Origin of the sequence: Corallococcus sp. CA053C, from assembly GCF_003611675.1 — a bacterium.
Classification (GTDB): Bacteria; Myxococcota; Myxococcia; order Myxococcales; family Myxococcaceae; genus Corallococcus.
In genome coordinates this window covers 1-16126 of the sequence record NZ_RAWA01000213.1, presented here as the reverse complement: position 1 = coordinate 16126, position 16126 = coordinate 1, and the positions used below count along the sequence as shown (strand labels likewise).

Annotated in this window: 10 protein-coding genes; 7 read left to right on the top strand and 3 right to left on the bottom strand. The window is 68.4% G+C overall.

The genetic code is table 11. From position 1 onward, the window contains the following. Positions 1–109 precede the first annotated feature (109 nt). The 7 genes from D7V97_RS25475 (at position 110) to mfd (ending at position 11710) form a co-directional block, all read left to right on the top strand. A complete protein-coding gene (locus D7V97_RS25475; protein WP_120613236.1) occupies positions 110–814 on the top strand; it encodes a hypothetical protein in 705 nt (234 codons plus the stop codon). Between the two features lie 25 nt (positions 815–839). Beyond that, positions 840–1283, top strand: a complete 444-nt coding sequence (locus D7V97_RS25470) for a c-type cytochrome (RefSeq protein WP_120613235.1) — start codon at positions 840–842, stop codon at positions 1281–1283. Beyond that, a complete protein-coding gene (locus tag D7V97_RS25465; protein ID WP_120613234.1) occupies positions 1283–5593 on the top strand; it encodes a DUF4114 domain-containing protein in 4311 nt (1436 codons plus the stop codon). Before D7V97_RS25470 ends, D7V97_RS25465 begins: the two co-directional genes overlap by 1 nt. Continuing rightward, entirely contained in the window at positions 5590–6099 is a 510-nt protein-coding gene (locus tag D7V97_RS25460; protein WP_120613233.1) for a prepilin-type N-terminal cleavage/methylation domain-containing protein, read from the top strand. The genes D7V97_RS25465 and D7V97_RS25460 overlap by 4 nt, the downstream gene beginning before the upstream one ends. Beyond that, complete coding sequence (locus tag D7V97_RS25455; RefSeq protein WP_120613232.1) at positions 6096–7319, top strand: PilW family protein; 1224 nt, start codon at positions 6096–6098, stop codon at positions 7317–7319. The genes D7V97_RS25460 and D7V97_RS25455 overlap by 4 nt, the downstream gene beginning before the upstream one ends. After that, positions 7316–8011 (top strand): Tfp pilus assembly protein FimT/FimU, encoded by a 696-nt coding sequence (locus D7V97_RS25450; RefSeq protein ID WP_120613231.1) that lies wholly within the window; start codon positions 7316–7318, stop codon positions 8009–8011. Before D7V97_RS25455 ends, D7V97_RS25450 begins: the two co-directional genes overlap by 4 nt. Before the next feature lie 117 nt (positions 8012–8128). After that, complete coding sequence (mfd, locus tag D7V97_RS25445) at positions 8129–11710, top strand: transcription-repair coupling factor (RefSeq protein ID WP_120613230.1); 3582 nt, start codon at positions 8129–8131, stop codon at positions 11708–11710. Between the two features lie 15 nt (positions 11711–11725). On the opposite strand, the gene argE is transcribed toward mfd, so the two are convergent. From argE to D7V97_RS25430, 3 genes are all read right to left on the bottom strand, one after another. Next, positions 11726–12868, bottom strand: coding sequence for an acetylornithine deacetylase (gene argE / locus D7V97_RS25440; RefSeq protein WP_120613229.1), 1143 nt, complete (start codon positions 12866–12868; stop codon positions 11726–11728). A 66-nt stretch (positions 12869–12934) separates the two neighbouring features. Further along, on the bottom strand, positions 12935–14368 hold the full coding sequence (locus tag D7V97_RS25435) for a hypothetical protein (RefSeq protein WP_233583193.1): 1434 nt from the start codon (positions 14366–14368) through the stop codon (positions 12935–12937). 93 nt (positions 14369–14461) lie between these two features. Beyond that, on the bottom strand, positions 14462–15958 hold the full coding sequence (locus D7V97_RS25430) for a hypothetical protein (RefSeq protein ID WP_120613227.1): 1497 nt from the start codon (positions 15956–15958) through the stop codon (positions 14462–14464). Positions 15959–16126 lie beyond the last annotated feature (168 nt).

Sequence of the window (16126 nt, the reverse complement as noted above, 5' to 3'; positions counted from 1 at the left end):
CCACCCCCCTCATTCCGGCCGGTTGGGTGTGAAGCCCCTCGGCACGCGAATTGCTCACCATTGGACTCAACGCTGTGCCTTCCCCCAGGGGCGCGCGAAGGAGTCCTCGATGGTGCTTCGTCCAACTTCCCACCGCCGTCAGCCGCGGGGCTTCACGCTCCTGCTCGCGCTGGGCGTGGTCGCCGTCGTGACGATGGCGGTGATGCTCAGCTTCAGCGTGGTGGGCCGCGAGGCCGACACCCAGGCTGACACCCGCCGCCAGAAGCAGGCGTTCTTCGCCGCCGAGGCGGGCCTGGCCGAAGGGCGCGAGACATTGCGCCTCCTGCTGACCAACAACGGAGCCAATACCACAATGGCCCTGCCCACCGCCCTGGGAGGGGTCGCTCCCGTGGGCGACATCCCCGCGCTCGCGGCCGCCAATCCCCCCTGGTACGAGCTGCTGCCCGGACCGGGGGCGGACAAGTGGAACAAGTACACCCTGCTCAAGGCCAACCTGGGCGCGTCTGAAATCCCCACGGGCGTGGACTACCCGGAGCAGAACAACGTGCGCTACCGCGTCTTCATCCGGGACGACATGGATGACGACCAGAGCACCGTCGACAGCAACCGCCAGATGTGGGTCCTCGCCGTGGGCGAGGTGACCACGGCGAACGGCCGTCCGACGCGCTCCATGGTCCAGGCGCTGGTGACCAACGCGACCGGTGAATCCATCTTCGCGCCCGGCTGCATCACCAAGGGCTGCGGCCCGGACATGACCTACGACAACCCCACGGACATCAAGGCGCCGTCGGGGGCCACCATCACCCTTCCGTGACCTCGTCTTTCCCCACGAGCCCCCTATGAAACGCCTGATTCCCCTGCTGCTCCTGCTCCCGGCGCTCGCCAGCGCCCAGGAACGCGGCGAAGTGGCCTTCAACAAGGCCTGCGCCCAATGCCACCAGGCCCGGACCCCGACGGAGAAGTCGACGGGGCTGCTCGGCTCCCGCAAGCCCGTGGGGCCCTACATGGACCAGGTGCTGCGCAGGAAGTCCCTGGTGGAGGTCCGCACCTGGGTGGAGTCCCCGCACCGGATCAACCCGAAGACCAACTGCGACACCCGCCTGCTGTCCCGCGACGAGCTGGACGGTCTCACCAACTTCCTGGCCACCGTGGCGGTGGCCCCGCAACCCTCGCGCCGAATGATGCTGCGCAAGCAGATGACGGAGCAGGTCGCGGCGCGCGACGCGCGTGACAAGGCGGAAGCGAAGGCGAAGTCCCAGCCGAAGAACCAGGGGAAGAAGTGATGCGCACGCTCTTTCAACGAACCCTCACGGCGCTGGTGCTGGCGGTCGCGACGCCCTCGCTGACCCAAGCGCAGCAGCTCTGCCAGGACGACCTGGCCAACGACAAGCAGGGCGCCTTCAAGCTGGGCCCTGGCGGCCTCACCGTCGCCAACAACACCATCATCCTGCGCGACGACGGCCGGCTCCAGCTCAACACCAACCTCAAGAAGCTGGACTCGGAGAACATCACCTTCCCGTTCGACCAGACGGTCACCATCGACTACGTGTACGAGTCCGCCGGTGCGTCGCACTCGCTCGGCTACATGTACATGGATGACGTGAAGGCCCGCGGCTACGCCGATCCCGTCACCGGCGAACTGGTCGACAAGAACAACAACGGCATCCTCGACCTGCACGAGGCCATCTACAACCTGACGCCGGACGACGACACCGTCCTGCCCATCAAGTACGTGGGCAAGACGCGGCGCTGCAACCAGACCTTCATGTCCGGGGGCAAGAAGTACAACGAGCCCGAACTGGCGATGAGGGACACCTGCGCCAAGACCTTCGTCCAGAAGACCGACGTGACGGACGCGCGCCCGGGCCGCGCTCACAACAGCGGCTTCAACATCGACAACGACTGGGTCGGCGTCAACAACGTCAACAGCGGCACGGGCGACAACGGACTGTTCCCGTACATCCCCAACCTGCTGGAGCCGGCCGCGCCGGAGAACAACAACCGGGGCATCGGTCGCATGGTCTTCCTGCTGGTGGATGACGACAGCGACAAGGACGTCGAACGCAACCTCGGTCCCGTCGCGGACGCCACCGAAGACTCCGACGGCGTCCCGGACTACAACGTCTCCCAGTATGACTTCCGGGGCATCAAGCTCCCCGCGCCGCCGTCGTCGGATCCCGAGTACAACAACTACCAGAACATCAACACGGGCGACCGCCGGGTCAACCTGGGCCTCGTCCAGGGAGGCAAGGAGATCGTCTTCTTCGCCGTCGTCTACTACGACGCTGAACACAACACGTCCAAGGACACGGTCGCCCCCTGCCTCAAGCGCCAGCCCTACACTGGCGTCCCCAAGGAGGACGGCAAGTGCCTGCTGCACCTGCAGACGGCCATCTCCGTGTTCTTCTCCAAGGCCACCTGGAACCTGGACCAGAACTTCGAGGCCCCCGCGGACAACAAGGTGACGGAGCGCAACATCGGCTGTGGCTACGATGACGGCTGCAACTCTCCGACGGACACGGAAGCCTGCGGCATCGTGAACACCTCCAAGAAGGCCTGCGGCTGGCTGGATCAGGACACGCTCACCCGCCTGGACACGCCTGCGTACAAGAACCTGAAGATGCCCATGGAGGGCGTGACCGTGATGCGTCCGGGCACGGAGGTCTCCAATCCCCAGGTCGCCATCGACAAGATGAACTACATGCCCCACGTCATCGTGGGCGCGCCCACCACGGACCCCTTCCGGTGGATCCTCGGCTTCGAGGACCTCAACGGCGGCGGTGACCGCGACTTCAACGACATCGTGTTCATGATCAACAAGGAGAACGGCGGTGGCGCCAAGTCCACCACGGTGTCCTCGGACGTCATGAACGAAACGGGCGACAAGCTGGGCCCGAACTTCACCATCACCAAGGTCCGCTTCCGCCGCCAGGATGACGTCGCCCCCTACGCGACCCCGGGCGACCCGCCCAAGAACATCCGCGCCGGCTGCACGAAGGCGCCCTGCTGGACCGAAGAGGTCGCGGGGGCCTGCACCGCGAGCGGCGTGAAGCCCACCATCACCTATTCCATCGCCGTGGACTGCCGCGTGCTGAACACCACCTCGGGCCTCTACGAGAAGAACGAATCGCCCGGCTGGGTGGCGGTGCCGCTCAACAACGACAAGCAGTACCCCGACCAGGAAGTGGAGATCGACATCCTGGCGCTGGGCCTCACCGGTTCGCAGCTGTGCTGGAAGGTGGACATCAGCAGCCCCAGCGAGCTGTGCCGTCCCATCATCGACGACGTCGACATCGGCTACCAGGCGGTGCGCTCCGGCGCCTACGCGCGCTCCAGCCCCAGCACGCTGGGCAACGTCGCCGTCTGGGGTGTGAACGAGACGCCGGGCCAGAACTGGGGCATGGGCTGGAACACCGCGGGCACCCTGCCTGGCGCCGGCACGCGCGCCTATGACGACTCCAAGGACTTCACCATCCGCGGCCGCCTGTACATGCAGTCGCTCTACGATCCGGAGAAGGAGACGACCGACCCGAAGCTGCGCTGGGAAGCCGGACGCGTGATGGCGCTGTCGCTGTCCGCCTCCAACCCGCTCAACCGCAAGCTCTACACGACGAACAGCGCGGGGGATCGCAAGGAGGTGAAGGACGTGAACGACGTGGGCGGTTCGCTGCTGCCTGCCTCCCTTTGCAACACGTACAGCGAGATCGACGGCCGCTACCTCTACGACATGAACCACGACGGCATCTGCAGCGTCCTCGCGCTGGATCCGCTGGATCCGCTCCTTCCCTACAGCGACCGCCAGTTCCTGATCGACTGGCTGTACGGATACGAGAACGTGAAGGCCGCGACAGCCGCCAGCAAGTTCCGGCCCTGGCCCTTCGGCGGCATCAACCTCTCCACCGTGGCGGTGGCGGTCCCTCCGTACCAGGACAACTGGTACCAGAACGCGAAGGGCACCGAGCGCGACACCTACCGCAAGAACTTCATGACGCCCCTGGCGGAGCGGGACACCCGGGCCTACGTGGGCACGATGTCGGGCGTGCTCCACGCCTTCGACACGGGTAAGTTCCGCAATGAGCTGAAGGACGGTTGCGCCACCTCGCCCACCCAGTACCGCGGCTTCTTCGTCCCGAAGGCATGCCCCACGGCCGGCAACGTGGCGCTCCGCGAGTACGGCAGCGGCGACGAGGTCTTCGCCTACATGCCCAACCTGATGCTGGGCCAGTACCGCAACCAGTACGTGCGCTTCCGCAACTCCGGCTCCCTGACGCGGCCCCAGATGGATGCGTCGCCCAGCATCGCCAACGTGGACCTGGGTGACCGCAACGACTGGAACGACAACATCAAGTACGACTGGACGCCCGCGACCACGGAGGAGAAGAAGAAGGGTGCCAAGACGGTGCTCGTCTCCGCGACGGGCAAGACCAGCCCGGTGGTCTTCGCGCTGGACATCACGGATCCGAAGAAGAGCTGGTACCCGCTGCCGCTGTGGGAGTTCAGCCTGGCGGACACGGATCTGGTGTCCACGTTCACCGACGTCGCGAAGAATGACAGCAGCGTGCTGCTGCCGGACAGCTCGGGCTCCCGGCACGCGCCTTCCGTGGCGCGCATCTCCTGGGGCTCCGCGGCGGACAAGGACCGGCGCTGGGTGGCGGTGGTCGGCACCGACTACGATCCGGGCGACGCGCGCGCGGGCGCCGTCTACATCCTCGACATGAAGACGGGCAGGCCGCTCCAGTACGACACCGGCAGCGGCGGCAAGTACGCGGGCGTCGTCACCTTCGAGCAGGGCTCGGGCATCGCGGCCGAGACGGCGATGCTGGACCTGGACAAGGACGGCTCCTACGACGTCCTGTACGTGCCCACCACGGCCGGCAGTATCTGGCGCGTCAACCTCAAGGACGTGAGCAAGTCCCGGAAGCTGGGCAGCCAGGTGAAGAAGTGCATGGTGGCCCACGCGGCGTCCGCGCTGCAGGGCCGCGCGGATGCGAACCAGACGCAGCTGGACCTGCAGGAGCTCTACTCCAACATGGCGGTGAAGCTCGTCAGCACGGACGCGGGCCCCGCGGTGCGCTTCTTCTTCGGCACCAGCGACAGCCCGGACAAGTACACGGACGGCTACACGGAGCCGGATCCCGCCCACCCCACGTACCAGTACCACCTGCTCGCCTTCGAGGATAAGGACCCCACGGGCAGCAAGCCGTGCGCGGAGCTCAAGCCCCTGTGGGTGCAGAAGCTGGACGCGGGCCAGAAGCTGTGGGGTGGCGTGGCGCTCAGCTCGGACAACGTCTACGCCGCGACCGCGGTGGGCACCGCGGCGGACATCTGCAACCTGAACGCGGATGCGAAGGGCCAAGCCTACACCGCCAGCCAGGCAACCGGCCTCATGGGAACTGACGGCAAGGCCCAACTGGAAGGCCACGCCATCTCCTCGCCGGTGGTTCACGACGAGCACCTCTTCGTGCTCACGGCCACGGGCCAGATGAAGGTCAAGGGCGGAAACAAATGGAACAACCAGTCCGGCACGAGCGGAGTCCCCCGTTCGCAGATCATGCTCTGGGAGCCGCTGCCCGACGGGAGACTGCCGCAATGAAGCAGCGCGCCTCGCGGGGTGTCACCCTGCTGGAAGTCATGGCCACCATGGCCGTCATGCTGGTGGGAGTCGCCGCGGCGATGACCGTGGTGAGCCAGACGACCCGCTCCAACCGCCGAACCCTGACCGCCAATCAAGCGCAGATCATCGCGGAGCAGACCCTGGAGAACATCCTCCAGGTGGGATGCCAGGGCTCGCCGACCTGCGAGGTCGCGACGAACTCGACCTTCGACGTGTATCAGACGTCGGAGGGGTTCCTGCGGAACACGCCCCCCACGGATGCGAACGTCATCGCGCGCAAGTACACGGTGAACGTCGACGTGGACAACTCCAAGGCTCCCGGCACCCTCGAGGACGGCAAGGTGGGTGAGCCGGCCCTCACCCGCGGCCTCGTGGGAGCCACGGCGGGCACGCTCGTGAACGTGCGGGTGTCGGTGAGCTGGGATGAGCCGGGCATTCGCTCGGACCGGCAGATGGTGGTCCTCCAGAGTCGAATGGCGCCATGAGACCGTCCTCCCTCCACGACCGGGGCTTCACGCTCCTTGAAGTGATGATCGCCAGTGCGCTCGGGGTCATCGTGCTCACCACGGGGCTGGTGGTGGGCACGCAGATGCAGAAGCGCGCCCTCTTCGAAGAACAGATGATGACCGCCCAGGTCACCGGGCGGGCCGTGAAGGAGCTGCTCACGCTGGACGTGTCCCGCGCGGGGACCGGCATGGGCAACACGCCCATCTCCTTCAACACCAACGACGAGCGCTCGGCCATCACGGTGTGGGCCACGCCCGACCTGAAGACAGGCGTCGGGACCACGCTGGGCGCGGACGCGACCTTCGAGCCGCCGCCCGCCGGGTTCCCGGCTTCGGACGCCCTCCAGCTCTACTGGGGGGACACGAACGGGATGATCACCCTTGCGCCCTGCACGTCGCTGTCCCGGGTCCGCGAGGAGGATGCCACGACGGGCGTCACCTTCTGCACGCGCACGAGTCCCCCGACGGCCCTGGTGGACACCACCAACCCCACGCTCGCCGTGCTCGCCAGCGGGGGCAACAAGAAGGCCTGTCCCGTCCTGGTGGACAGCGTGCAGCAGGCCGGCGCGAAGCTCGTCATCAAGGCCGCGACCGCCCCGGTGCCCCGCTCGGACGTCTGCGCGAGCACGCTCCAATGGACGAAGGCCTCCGGGGACATCGAGAACTGGGTGGCCCTGCGGCTGAGCGGCGCGGCCTACCGGGTGAACTGGAAGGGCGGCATCCCCACGCTGGAGTACCGCGCCCCGAACCAGACGGCCTGGTCGGTGTTGAGCCGTGACGTGGAGCGGCTCATCGTGCGCGAGGGCGTCGTCAATCTCAGCAACGCCCAGAACCAACTGGATTGGTATCCCGGCGATAACACGGCGGCCCCGGCCGTCCCCCATCCGGCCATCTCCCAGTGCGACGTGGCCAAGTACACGTCGGGCGCCTGCAAGACGGACGACCTCTCCTCGACGGGGACGGCCCTGCCGGCTCCGACCACACCGGCCGAGGTCATCCAGCGCCTGCGCCAGCGGGTGCGCGAGCTGGAGGTGACGCTGGTCATCCGCACGCGGCGCGTCAACCGCGACGCGGACACCACGGGTACGGATGAAGAGGGCCTGGCGAAGGACGGCTACTCGCGGCGGCGCTACACCTTCCGCGTCGCGGCACGCAACATGACGGTGGGCCTCCAGCGGCCGGCCCCGGTGACTCCATGAAGCCTACGCGTGGCATGACGTTGTTGGAGCTGATGACGGCCGTGGCGGTGGTGGCCGTGCTCGTCACCCTGGCGGTGGCGGGAGTGCAGGGGCGCATTGGCGGGCAGCGGGAGAACGCCGCCACGCGCGAGCTGTGGGGGTCCGCGCTGCGGGCGCGCCAGCTGGCCATCAGCACCAACCAGCCGGTGCGGTTCGTGGTGGAGAACAACATCCTCCAGCCGGACGGCCGCAGCTACACCGTGGCCCGCTGGGAGCGGTTGAAGTGCGGCGACGACCTCAGCAACCCGGACCTGTGGAACCTGGACGCGTGCCCCAGCCTGACGTGTGTGAACAAGTCGTGCCGCGCCGCGCCTGATTGCTGTAGCGAGACGGGGACGGACATCGTCATCCCGTCCACGATGAACGCCACGTCGATCCACGCGCTCTGCTTCCTGCCGGGCTCCGGGCGGCCGGTGCTCAACAAGATGGACTGTCTGCGCGGGTCGCTCGGCACGCCCGCCACCATCGCCGCGGCGGCGCCCTCGGACGGCGCCATCCAGTTCAAGTTCACCTCCAACCGCGCCAAGAGCGTGCTGATGGTGGAGCCGCTGACGGGCCTGTCCAGCGTGATGGACTGTGACTCGCTGGCCGCGACCAGCCCCAACGCCGCCTACAAGGACGTCCGGCTGGCGGCGGCCTGCGCGGTGCCCTGAGGGGCGGCTCTGCGGGCGTCCTGTTCCACGGCCGCGTGGGGGGCGTCCCGCATCCAACGTTGATTTGGGGCGGGGGGCACCCTAATTAGCCACGAGGGCCCTTTCCCGGGCCCACGCATGGACACCTTGCTCCCCCCCAAGTCAGACGTCACGCCGTGGCCTGGCGGCACGCCTCCGTCTGGAGAGGCCTTCGCGCGGCTCCTCACCACCCTCCACGTCGGACACCGCGCACGGACCCAGGGGGTGAAGGGCGCGGCGCGCGGGCACCTGCTCGCCCGCCTGCACCGGGAGCTGAAGACGCCCCTGGTGTGCGTGGCCGCGGACGAGGAGGCGGCGGACGCGCTCGCGCACGACCTGGCCTTCTTCCTGGGCGGCACCGGCAGCCTGCTGGAGCCCCGCGTGCTGCGCCTCCCCGCGGATGAGGTGCTGCCCTACGACGAGCTGTCGCCGGAGGCCGGTCCCATCACGGAGCGGCTGGGCGCGCTGTTCCACCTGGCGCGCGGCACGCCGTTCCCCGCGCTGGTGCTGTCGCTGCGCGCGCTGCACCGCCGCGTGCTGCCGCTGGCGGTGATGGCCCAGCTGGCCCAGCGCGTGGAGGTGGGGCAGGACTTCGACCGCGACACGCTGGCGCGGAAGCTTGCGCTGATGGGCTACCAGAACAGCCCGCTGGTGGAGGACAAGGGCACCTTCAGCGTGCGCGGCGGCCTGCTGGACGTGTTCAGCCCGCTGTACGAGCGGCCGGTGCGCCTGGAGTTCTTCGGGGACACCATCGAGTCCATCCGCGTCTTCGACCCGGAGTCGCAGCGCACGGTGGACGCGCTCAAGGCCGTGGACCTGGTGCCCGCGCGCGAATTGCTCCTCACCGACGACACGCGCCCGCGCGCCGAGGCCGCCGCGCGTTCGGTGGCGGACCGCATCAACCTGCCCACCATCAAGCTGCGCGAGCGGCTGGAGGCGCTGCGCGAGGGGCTGCCCGGCTTCGGCCTGGAGGGGCTCTTGCCCGGCTTCTTCGAGGGCGGGCTCGTCACCGTGTTCGACTACCTGCGCGCCTGGGCCCCGGAGCCCGTCGTCTACCTGGACGACCCGGTGGCGCTGGACCGCGCGGTGGACGAGCTGTGGGCGGAGCTGGCCAAGGGCGTGGAGGAGGCGGACGCGCGCCAGGACCTCACCTGGCCGCCGGAGCACCACTTCCTGTCGCGTGAAGGCGTGGCCGCGCAGCTCAAGGCCCTGCGCGTGGTGGAGGGCGGTGGCCTGTCGCTCACGCAGACGGAAGTGCCGGTGGCCTTCACGTTCGGCACGACGCAGGACCTGCGCGAGGCCATCCTCGCGCACCATGGCGAGGAGGGCGCCCTCACCCCGCTGGTGGAGCGGCTGCAGCGCTGGCGCGACACCGGCGTGGCGTGCGCGGTGGCGTGCGGCACGCTGAGCCAGGCGGACCGGCTCAAGCGGCTGCTGTTGGATCGCTCCGTGATGGTGAAGGTGCACACGGAAGCCCTGGGCGACCCGGCGAAGCTCTACGAGCCGTCGGTGTTCGCGCACCTGTTCACCGGCGAGGTGAGCCACGGCTTCGTGGACACCGAAGGCCGGCTGGTGGTGCTCGCGGACGAGGAGATTTTTGGCGTCCGTTCCCGCCGCCGCGTCAAGCGCAGCAAGAAGCTGGATGCGTTCGCCGCGGGCTTCAAGGACCTGAAGGAGGGCGACCTCATCGTCCACACCGACTTCGGCATCGGGCGCTACGCGGGCCTGACGAAGATGGAGGTGCAGGGCGTCCCCGGGGACTTCCTCGTCCTGGAGTACGCGGGGCGCGACAAGATCTACCTGCCGGTGGGCCGCATGCGGCTCATCCAGAAGTTCACGGGCGGCAACCCGGAGACGGTCCAGCTGGACAAGCTGGGCACGACGAGCTGGGAGAAGACGAAGAAGCGCGTCAAGGAGCAGCTGCTCAAGATGGCGGCGGAGCTGTTGCAGATGGCCGCCGCGCGCAAGGCGCACCCGGGCTACGCGTTCCAGCCGCCGGACCGGTACTACGCCCAGTTCGAGGCGGACTTCGAGTTCGAGGAGACGCCGGACCAGGCGAAGGCCATCGAGGATGTGCTCGCGGACATGCAGAAACCGCAGCCGATGGACCGGCTCGTCTGCGGCGACGTGGGCTACGGCAAGACGGAGGTGGCGATGCGCGCCGCCTTCAAGGCCACCTTGGACCGCAAGCAGGTGGCGGTGCTGGTGCCCACGACGGTGCTGGCGCAGCAGCACTTCCACTCGTTCAAGAAGCGCTTCAAGGACTACCCCGTCACGGTGGAAGTCATCTCCGGCATCCGCAAGCCGCCCGAGGTGCGCGACATCCTCAAGCGCGCCAAGGAGGGCCGGGTGGACATCGTCATCGGCACGCACAAGCTGCTGGCGGGCGAGGTGGCCTTCAAGGACCTGGGGCTGCTCGTGGTGGACGAGGAGCAGCGCTTCGGCGTGAAGCAGAAGGAGGCGCTCAAGCGGCTGCGCACGCAGGTGGACGTGCTGACGCTGACGGCCACGCCCATTCCCCGCACGCTGCACATGAGCATGTCCGGCGTGCGCGACATGAGCATCATCGCCACGCCGCCGCAGGACCGGCGGGCCATCCGCACCTTCGTGATGAAGTACGACGACGCCGTCATCAAGGAGGCCGTCGAGCGGGAGATCGCCCGCGGCGGGCAGGTCTTCTTCGTGCACAACCGCGTGGAGTCGCTGCACTCCATGGAGCAGGACCTCAAGAAGCTCATGCCGAACGTCACCATTGGCGTGGCGCACGGGCAGATGGGCGAGGGGCAGCTGGAGAAGGTGATGCTGGCGTTCACCGAGCGCAAGTACCAGGTGCTCCTGTGCACGAGCATCATCGAGAGCGGCATCGACATCTCCAGCGCCAACACGATGATCGTCAACCGGGCGGATCAATTCGGCCTGGCGCAGCTCTACCAGCTGCGCGGCCGCGTGGGCCGCAGCAAGGAGCGCGCGTACGCGTACCTGCTGGTGCCCACCCGCCGTCCGGTGACGAAGGACGCGCAGCGGCGGCTGGAGGTGCTGCAGAACTTCACCGAGCTGGGCGCGGGCTTCTCCATCGCCAGCCACGACCTGGAGATCCGCGGCGCGGGCAACCTGCTGGGCGAGAAGCAGTCGGGTGCCATCGCGGAGATCGGCTTCGACCTGTACGCGCAGCTGATGGAGGAGGCGGTGGCGGAGCTGCAGGGCCAGCCGCCCAAGGTGCACGTGGAGCCGGACATCAACCTGCCCCTGCCGGCGCTCATCCCCGACGACTACGTGGCGGACGTGCACCAGCGGCTGGTGTTCTACAAGCGCTTCAGCCAGGCCAGCCACCCGGACGAGGTGACGGACCTGCGCGCGGAGCTGGTGGACCGCTACGGCGAGGCGCCCGACGAGGTGGACGCCCTCTCCGAGGTGACGCTGCTGAAGATCGACATGCGGGAGCTGCGGCTGCGCGCGCTGGAAGGCGGCCCCAACCGCCTGTCGATGGCGCTGGGCGGGGACGCGCTGCTGGACGGCATGAAGGTGGCGGCCCTGGTGCAACGCTCGAAGGGCTACTACCGGCTCACGCCGGACATGAAGCTCATTGCCCGGGTGCCCCCGGAGGTGAAGGGGCACGCGCTGCTCGGGGAGGCGCACAAGATGCTGCGCGACCTGGGCACCTGCGCGCTGCCCCGGCACTGACGGGCAGCGCGGCGTTCAACGCCCGTTGCAGAAGCGGGCCACCGCGCGCGTCAGGGCGGCCTCGCAGCGCACCAGGTCTTCCATGGGGACGTACTCCCCCGTCTGGTGCGCGACGCGGATGTCGCCGGGGCCGAACACCACGGCCTCCGCGCCCAGCTCCGTGAGCTGCGGGGCCTCCGTGCCGAAGGACACCGTCTCGGATGCGTTGCCGCTGACCTCCTCCAGGAAGCGCACCACGTCCGCGTCCCCGCGCGTGTGGACGCCCCGGTCCATGCGCAGCACGTGGATGCGCGCCTCGTAGGCGGGCTCGTCGCGCACGAGCTCCTGGCGGATCTGCTCCATCAACTGGGGGACGCGCTCGGCGGACTGGCCGGGGATGGGGCGCCACTCGACGGTGAAGCGGCAGGCGCCGGGCAGGACGTTCTTCGCCTTGCCGCCCTGGATGAGGCCCACGTTCACCGTGGTGAAGGGCGGCTGGAAGCCCTCGTCGCGGTCCTCGCGCAGGACGGTGTTGGCGATGGTCTCCAGCCGGTGCAGGAAGCGGCCGGCGCGAAAGATGGCGGACGCGCCCAGCTCCGGGTACGCGCTGTGGCCCTCCTTGCCCAGCACCTCCACCTCCGCCAGGCAGTAGCCCTTGTTGGCGCGCACCGGGATGAGGCGCGTGGGCTCTCCGACGATGGCGTGGCGCGCGCGGCCCAGGCCCGCGGACACCAGCTTCTTCGCCCCCACGAGGCCCACCTCTTCATCCGCGGTGAGGATGACGAGCAGCGGAGCCTCCAGCGCGGGCAGGTCCTTGCGCGTGGCCGCGTGCAGGGCGCAGGCGATGAAGCCCTTGGTGTCACACGCGCCGCGGCCGTACAGCTTGCCGTCCCGTTCGGTGAGGCGCAGCGCGTCCGTCCAGGCCGTGTCGTAGGGCACGCAGTCGGAGTGGCCCACCAGCGCGAGCGCGGCGCGGTCGGCGTCGCCCTTGCGCGCGACGAGGTTCACCTTCGCCACGCCCGCGTCGTCGGTGTAGTGCTGACGCTCGGCGCTGAAGCCCGCGGCCTCCAGCTTCGCCTGGGCGTAGTCGATGAGGGGCGCGTTGGGGCGCGAGGACGTCGTGTCCAGCGCCACCAGTTCCGTCAGGGTGGCCCGCAGCGCGGGCAGCGTGTCGCTCATGGGATGGCCTCCAGTCAGGCCACCTGCATGCCACCGCCCACGCCGCGATGCCAGCCGCCCGTGACTTCAGCGTCCGAAGGAGGCCACCGCGTCCGCGTCCACCGCTCGCAGGGACACCGGGGGCTCATCCGCGTCCGGCCGGCCCAGGCCCTTCTCGATGGCCGGCCCCGATGCGCTCACCCGGCCCACGTAGAAGACGCCGTGGTAGCCCTCCGCGTTGGGTGAGTCCCAGACGTGCACGAAGAAGCGGTCGCCGTTGTCCTTGCCCTTCGTTGCCTTCACGCCGCAGTCCAGCTTGCGGCCCTTCTCATCCGCCGCGCAGATCCACGCCGAGCCGCTGTCGTACGCCATGTCCAACGCCGTGACGTCCTGGAGCTGTTCCTTCAGGAGCCGGCCCATCGGCTGGTAGCCCTTGTCCCACGGCAGCCCCTGCGCGGTGCGTGAGTGGATGTTGCCGCTCACCACGAGGTGGAAGCGCTGGGGCTCCGCCTTCACGTGGGAGAGCACCGTCGCCGTGAGCGCATCCTCGCGCTGCTGGCCCGTGAGCTTCGGGTGGTCATAGACGAACACCGCCACATCCAGGCCCTGCGCTCGCAACTGGCGCAGCTGCTCCAGCATGTTGGCCACCGCCGCGCTGCCGCGACCGTCGGGGTACGGGCTGCGCCAGAAGGGCGACTCCATCAGCTTGAGCCAGTCAGCTTCCCCGCCCTGACTCTGGAGGAAGTGCTTCACGCGCTCCTCGTTCTCCACCGGCAACTCCAGTCCCACGGACACGGGCGTGCCTGAGGTGACGAGCTGGCACACGGACTGCGCGATGAAGCGCGGCACCTCCTGCGTGCCGTGCAGCTCGCCCAGCAGCATCACCCCACCCGGCTTCACGCGGTTCTTCAGGCCGATGATGGCCTGGCCGCATTCGGTGAAGGTGGGGACTTCCTTCGCGCCGGGCGCCCGGGCCGCGAGCTTCACGGGCACGGCCTCATCCTTCTTCGCCAGCTTCGGCGCGACGCCGCGGAAGACCTTCCACTCCATGTTCATGTCGCGCGTGCCCTGGGCGGAGTCCACGTAGAAGCCGTTCTCCCCTCGCGGGAAGTTGAACCGGTCCTCGTCATCCTCCGTGCTGACGCCGTCCTCGGGGCCATCCCCGCCCCTCAGTCTGCGGTTCACCCCCCAGTCGATCTGCCTGCCGGGCTGGATGAGGGCCTGGTTCACCGTCTTGGTGATGCGGATGACCCACAGCTTGCTCTTCGTGGGCGTCTCCCGCTTGCCGATGACCATGTAGCGGTGCCAGTAGCCGGAGATCTTCGAGCCGCCGAACTCCTCCTTCCAGTCCGTCTCCAGCACGAGGCTGCCCCGGTCCTCGCGGTAACTCAGGTTCGCGCTGTCGAAATACTCGCGCACCGACGGCCACATCTCTTCGAGCGGCGCGTCATAGATGGCCTCGTAGTCCGGCGTCTCCACAGACTGCCGGCCTGCGCATCCCACCGCGAAGAACAACGCCATCCATCCCACGAGCCAGGTCGAGCGCATTGCGTGATTCCCTTCATCCAGTTGCACGATGAGAGGGAAACGCTCCCTGGCGGCGGTCGTATCGAACTACGAGCCGGATGCCGGCTGCGAAGGAGCACTCTCCGGCTCCTGCGGAGACACGGCGTCCGAAGGCCGGCCCAGCCCCTTCTGGATGGCCGGCTCCGACGCGCTCACCCGGCCCACGTAGAACACCCCGTGGTAGCCCTCCGCGTTGGGCGAATCCCAGACGTGCACGAAGAAGCGGTCGCCGTTGTCCTTGCCCTTCGTTGCCTTCACGCCGCAGTCCAGCTTGCGGCCCTTCTGATCCGCCGCGCAGATCCACGCCGAGCCGCTGTCGTAGGCCATGTCCAACGCCGTGACGTCCTTGAGCTGCGCCTTCAGGAGTCGGCCCATCGGCTGGTAGCCCTTGTCCCAGGGCAGGCCCTGCGCGGTGCGTGAGTGGACGTTGCCGCTCATCACCAGGTGGAAGCGCTGGGGCTCCGCCTTCACGTGGGAGAGCACCGTCGCCGCGAGCGCTTCCTCGCGCTGCTGGCCCGTGAGCTTCGGGTGGTCATAGACGAACACCGCCACGTCCAGGCCCTGCGCTCGCAACTGCCGCAGCTGCTCCAGCATGTTGGCCACTGCTTCGCTGCCACGGCCGTCCGGGTACGGGCTGCGCCAGAAGGGCGACTCCATCAGCTTGAGCCAGTCCGCTTCCTGCCCCTGGCTCTGGAGGAAGTGCTTCACGCGCTCCTCGTTCTCCACCGGCAGCTCCAGTCCCACGGACACCGGCGTGCCCGACGTGACGAGCTGGCAGACGGACTGCGCGATGAAGCGCGGCACCTCCTGCGTGCCGTGCAGCTCGCCCAGCAGCATCACCCCGCCCGGCTTCACTCGGTTCTTCAGGCCAATGATGGCCTGGCCGCACTCCGTGAAGGACGGTACTTCCTTCGCACCGGGCGCCCGGGCAGCGAGCTTCGCGGGCACGGTCTCTTCCTTCTTCGCCAGCTTCGGCGCGATGCCGCGGAAGACCTTCCACTCCATGTTCATGTCGCGCGTGCCCTGCCCGGACTCCGCATAGAAGCCGTTCTCCCCGCGCGGGAAGTCGAACCGGTCCTGGTCATCCTCGAAGGTGAGGCCAAAGTTCCCAGCCTCAGTCGAGGACGCGTCTCCGGGAGCGCCCGTGTCCCAGCCACCGCGAGGGCCGATGCTCCGGCTCACGCCCCACTCCAGCTCCTTGCCGGGTTGGGAGATGGCCCTGTTCACGGTCTTGGTGATGCGGATGATCCACAGCTTGCTCTTCGTGGGCGTCTCCCGCTTGCCGATGACCATGTAGCGGTGCCAGTAGCCGGAGATCTTCGAGCCGCCGAACTCCTCCTTCCACTCCGTCTGCAACACGCGGCTGCCCTTGTCCTCGCGGAAGCTCAGGTTCGCGTCCTTGAAGTACTCGCGCACCGACGGCCACATCTCATCCAGGGGCGCGTCATAGATGGCCTCGTAGTCCGGCGTCTCCGGCTCCTGACGTCCCGCGCAAGCCACCACAAGTCCCATCAACATCAACGACAGCCAGAGCCCTGAGCGCATCCCAATCCCCCCGCAAGAGCGGTGTCCCTGGCGCTTCAACGCCCGGTCCCGCGCCCCCATATCGTTCCTGGCGACCCACCTCACGGGTAGAGTCGCTCCGCGAGCCGCTGGAAGGCCCTGCCGCTCTCGTCCGCGAGTGCATGTCGGCCGTCCCGCACCACCCACCGG

Coding starts and splice junctions, on each gene's coding strand:
- D7V97_RS25475 (WP_120613236.1), top strand. CDS start 110: ATGGTGCTTCGTCCAACTTCCCACCGCCGTCAGCCGCGGGGCTTCACG.
- D7V97_RS25470 (WP_120613235.1), top strand. CDS start 840: ATGAAACGCCTGATTCCCCTGCTGCTCCTGCTCCCGGCGCTCGCCAGC.
- D7V97_RS25465 (WP_120613234.1), top strand. CDS start 1,283: ATGCGCACGCTCTTTCAACGAACCCTCACGGCGCTGGTGCTGGCGGTC.
- D7V97_RS25460 (WP_120613233.1), top strand. CDS start 5,590: ATGAAGCAGCGCGCCTCGCGGGGTGTCACCCTGCTGGAAGTCATGGCC.
- D7V97_RS25455 (WP_120613232.1), top strand. CDS start 6,096: ATGAGACCGTCCTCCCTCCACGACCGGGGCTTCACGCTCCTTGAAGTG.
- D7V97_RS25450 (WP_120613231.1), top strand. CDS start 7,316: ATGAAGCCTACGCGTGGCATGACGTTGTTGGAGCTGATGACGGCCGTG.
- mfd (WP_120613230.1), top strand. CDS start 8,129: ATGGACACCTTGCTCCCCCCCAAGTCAGACGTCACGCCGTGGCCTGGC.
- argE (WP_120613229.1), bottom strand. CDS start 12,868: ATGAGCGACACGCTGCCCGCGCTGCGGGCCACCCTGACGGAACTGGTG.
- D7V97_RS25435 (WP_233583193.1), bottom strand. CDS start 14,368: ATGGCGTTGTTCTTCGCGGTGGGATGCGCAGGCCGGCAGTCTGTGGAG.
- D7V97_RS25430 (WP_120613227.1), bottom strand. CDS start 15,958: ATGCGCTCAGGGCTCTGGCTGTCGTTGATGTTGATGGGACTTGTGGTG.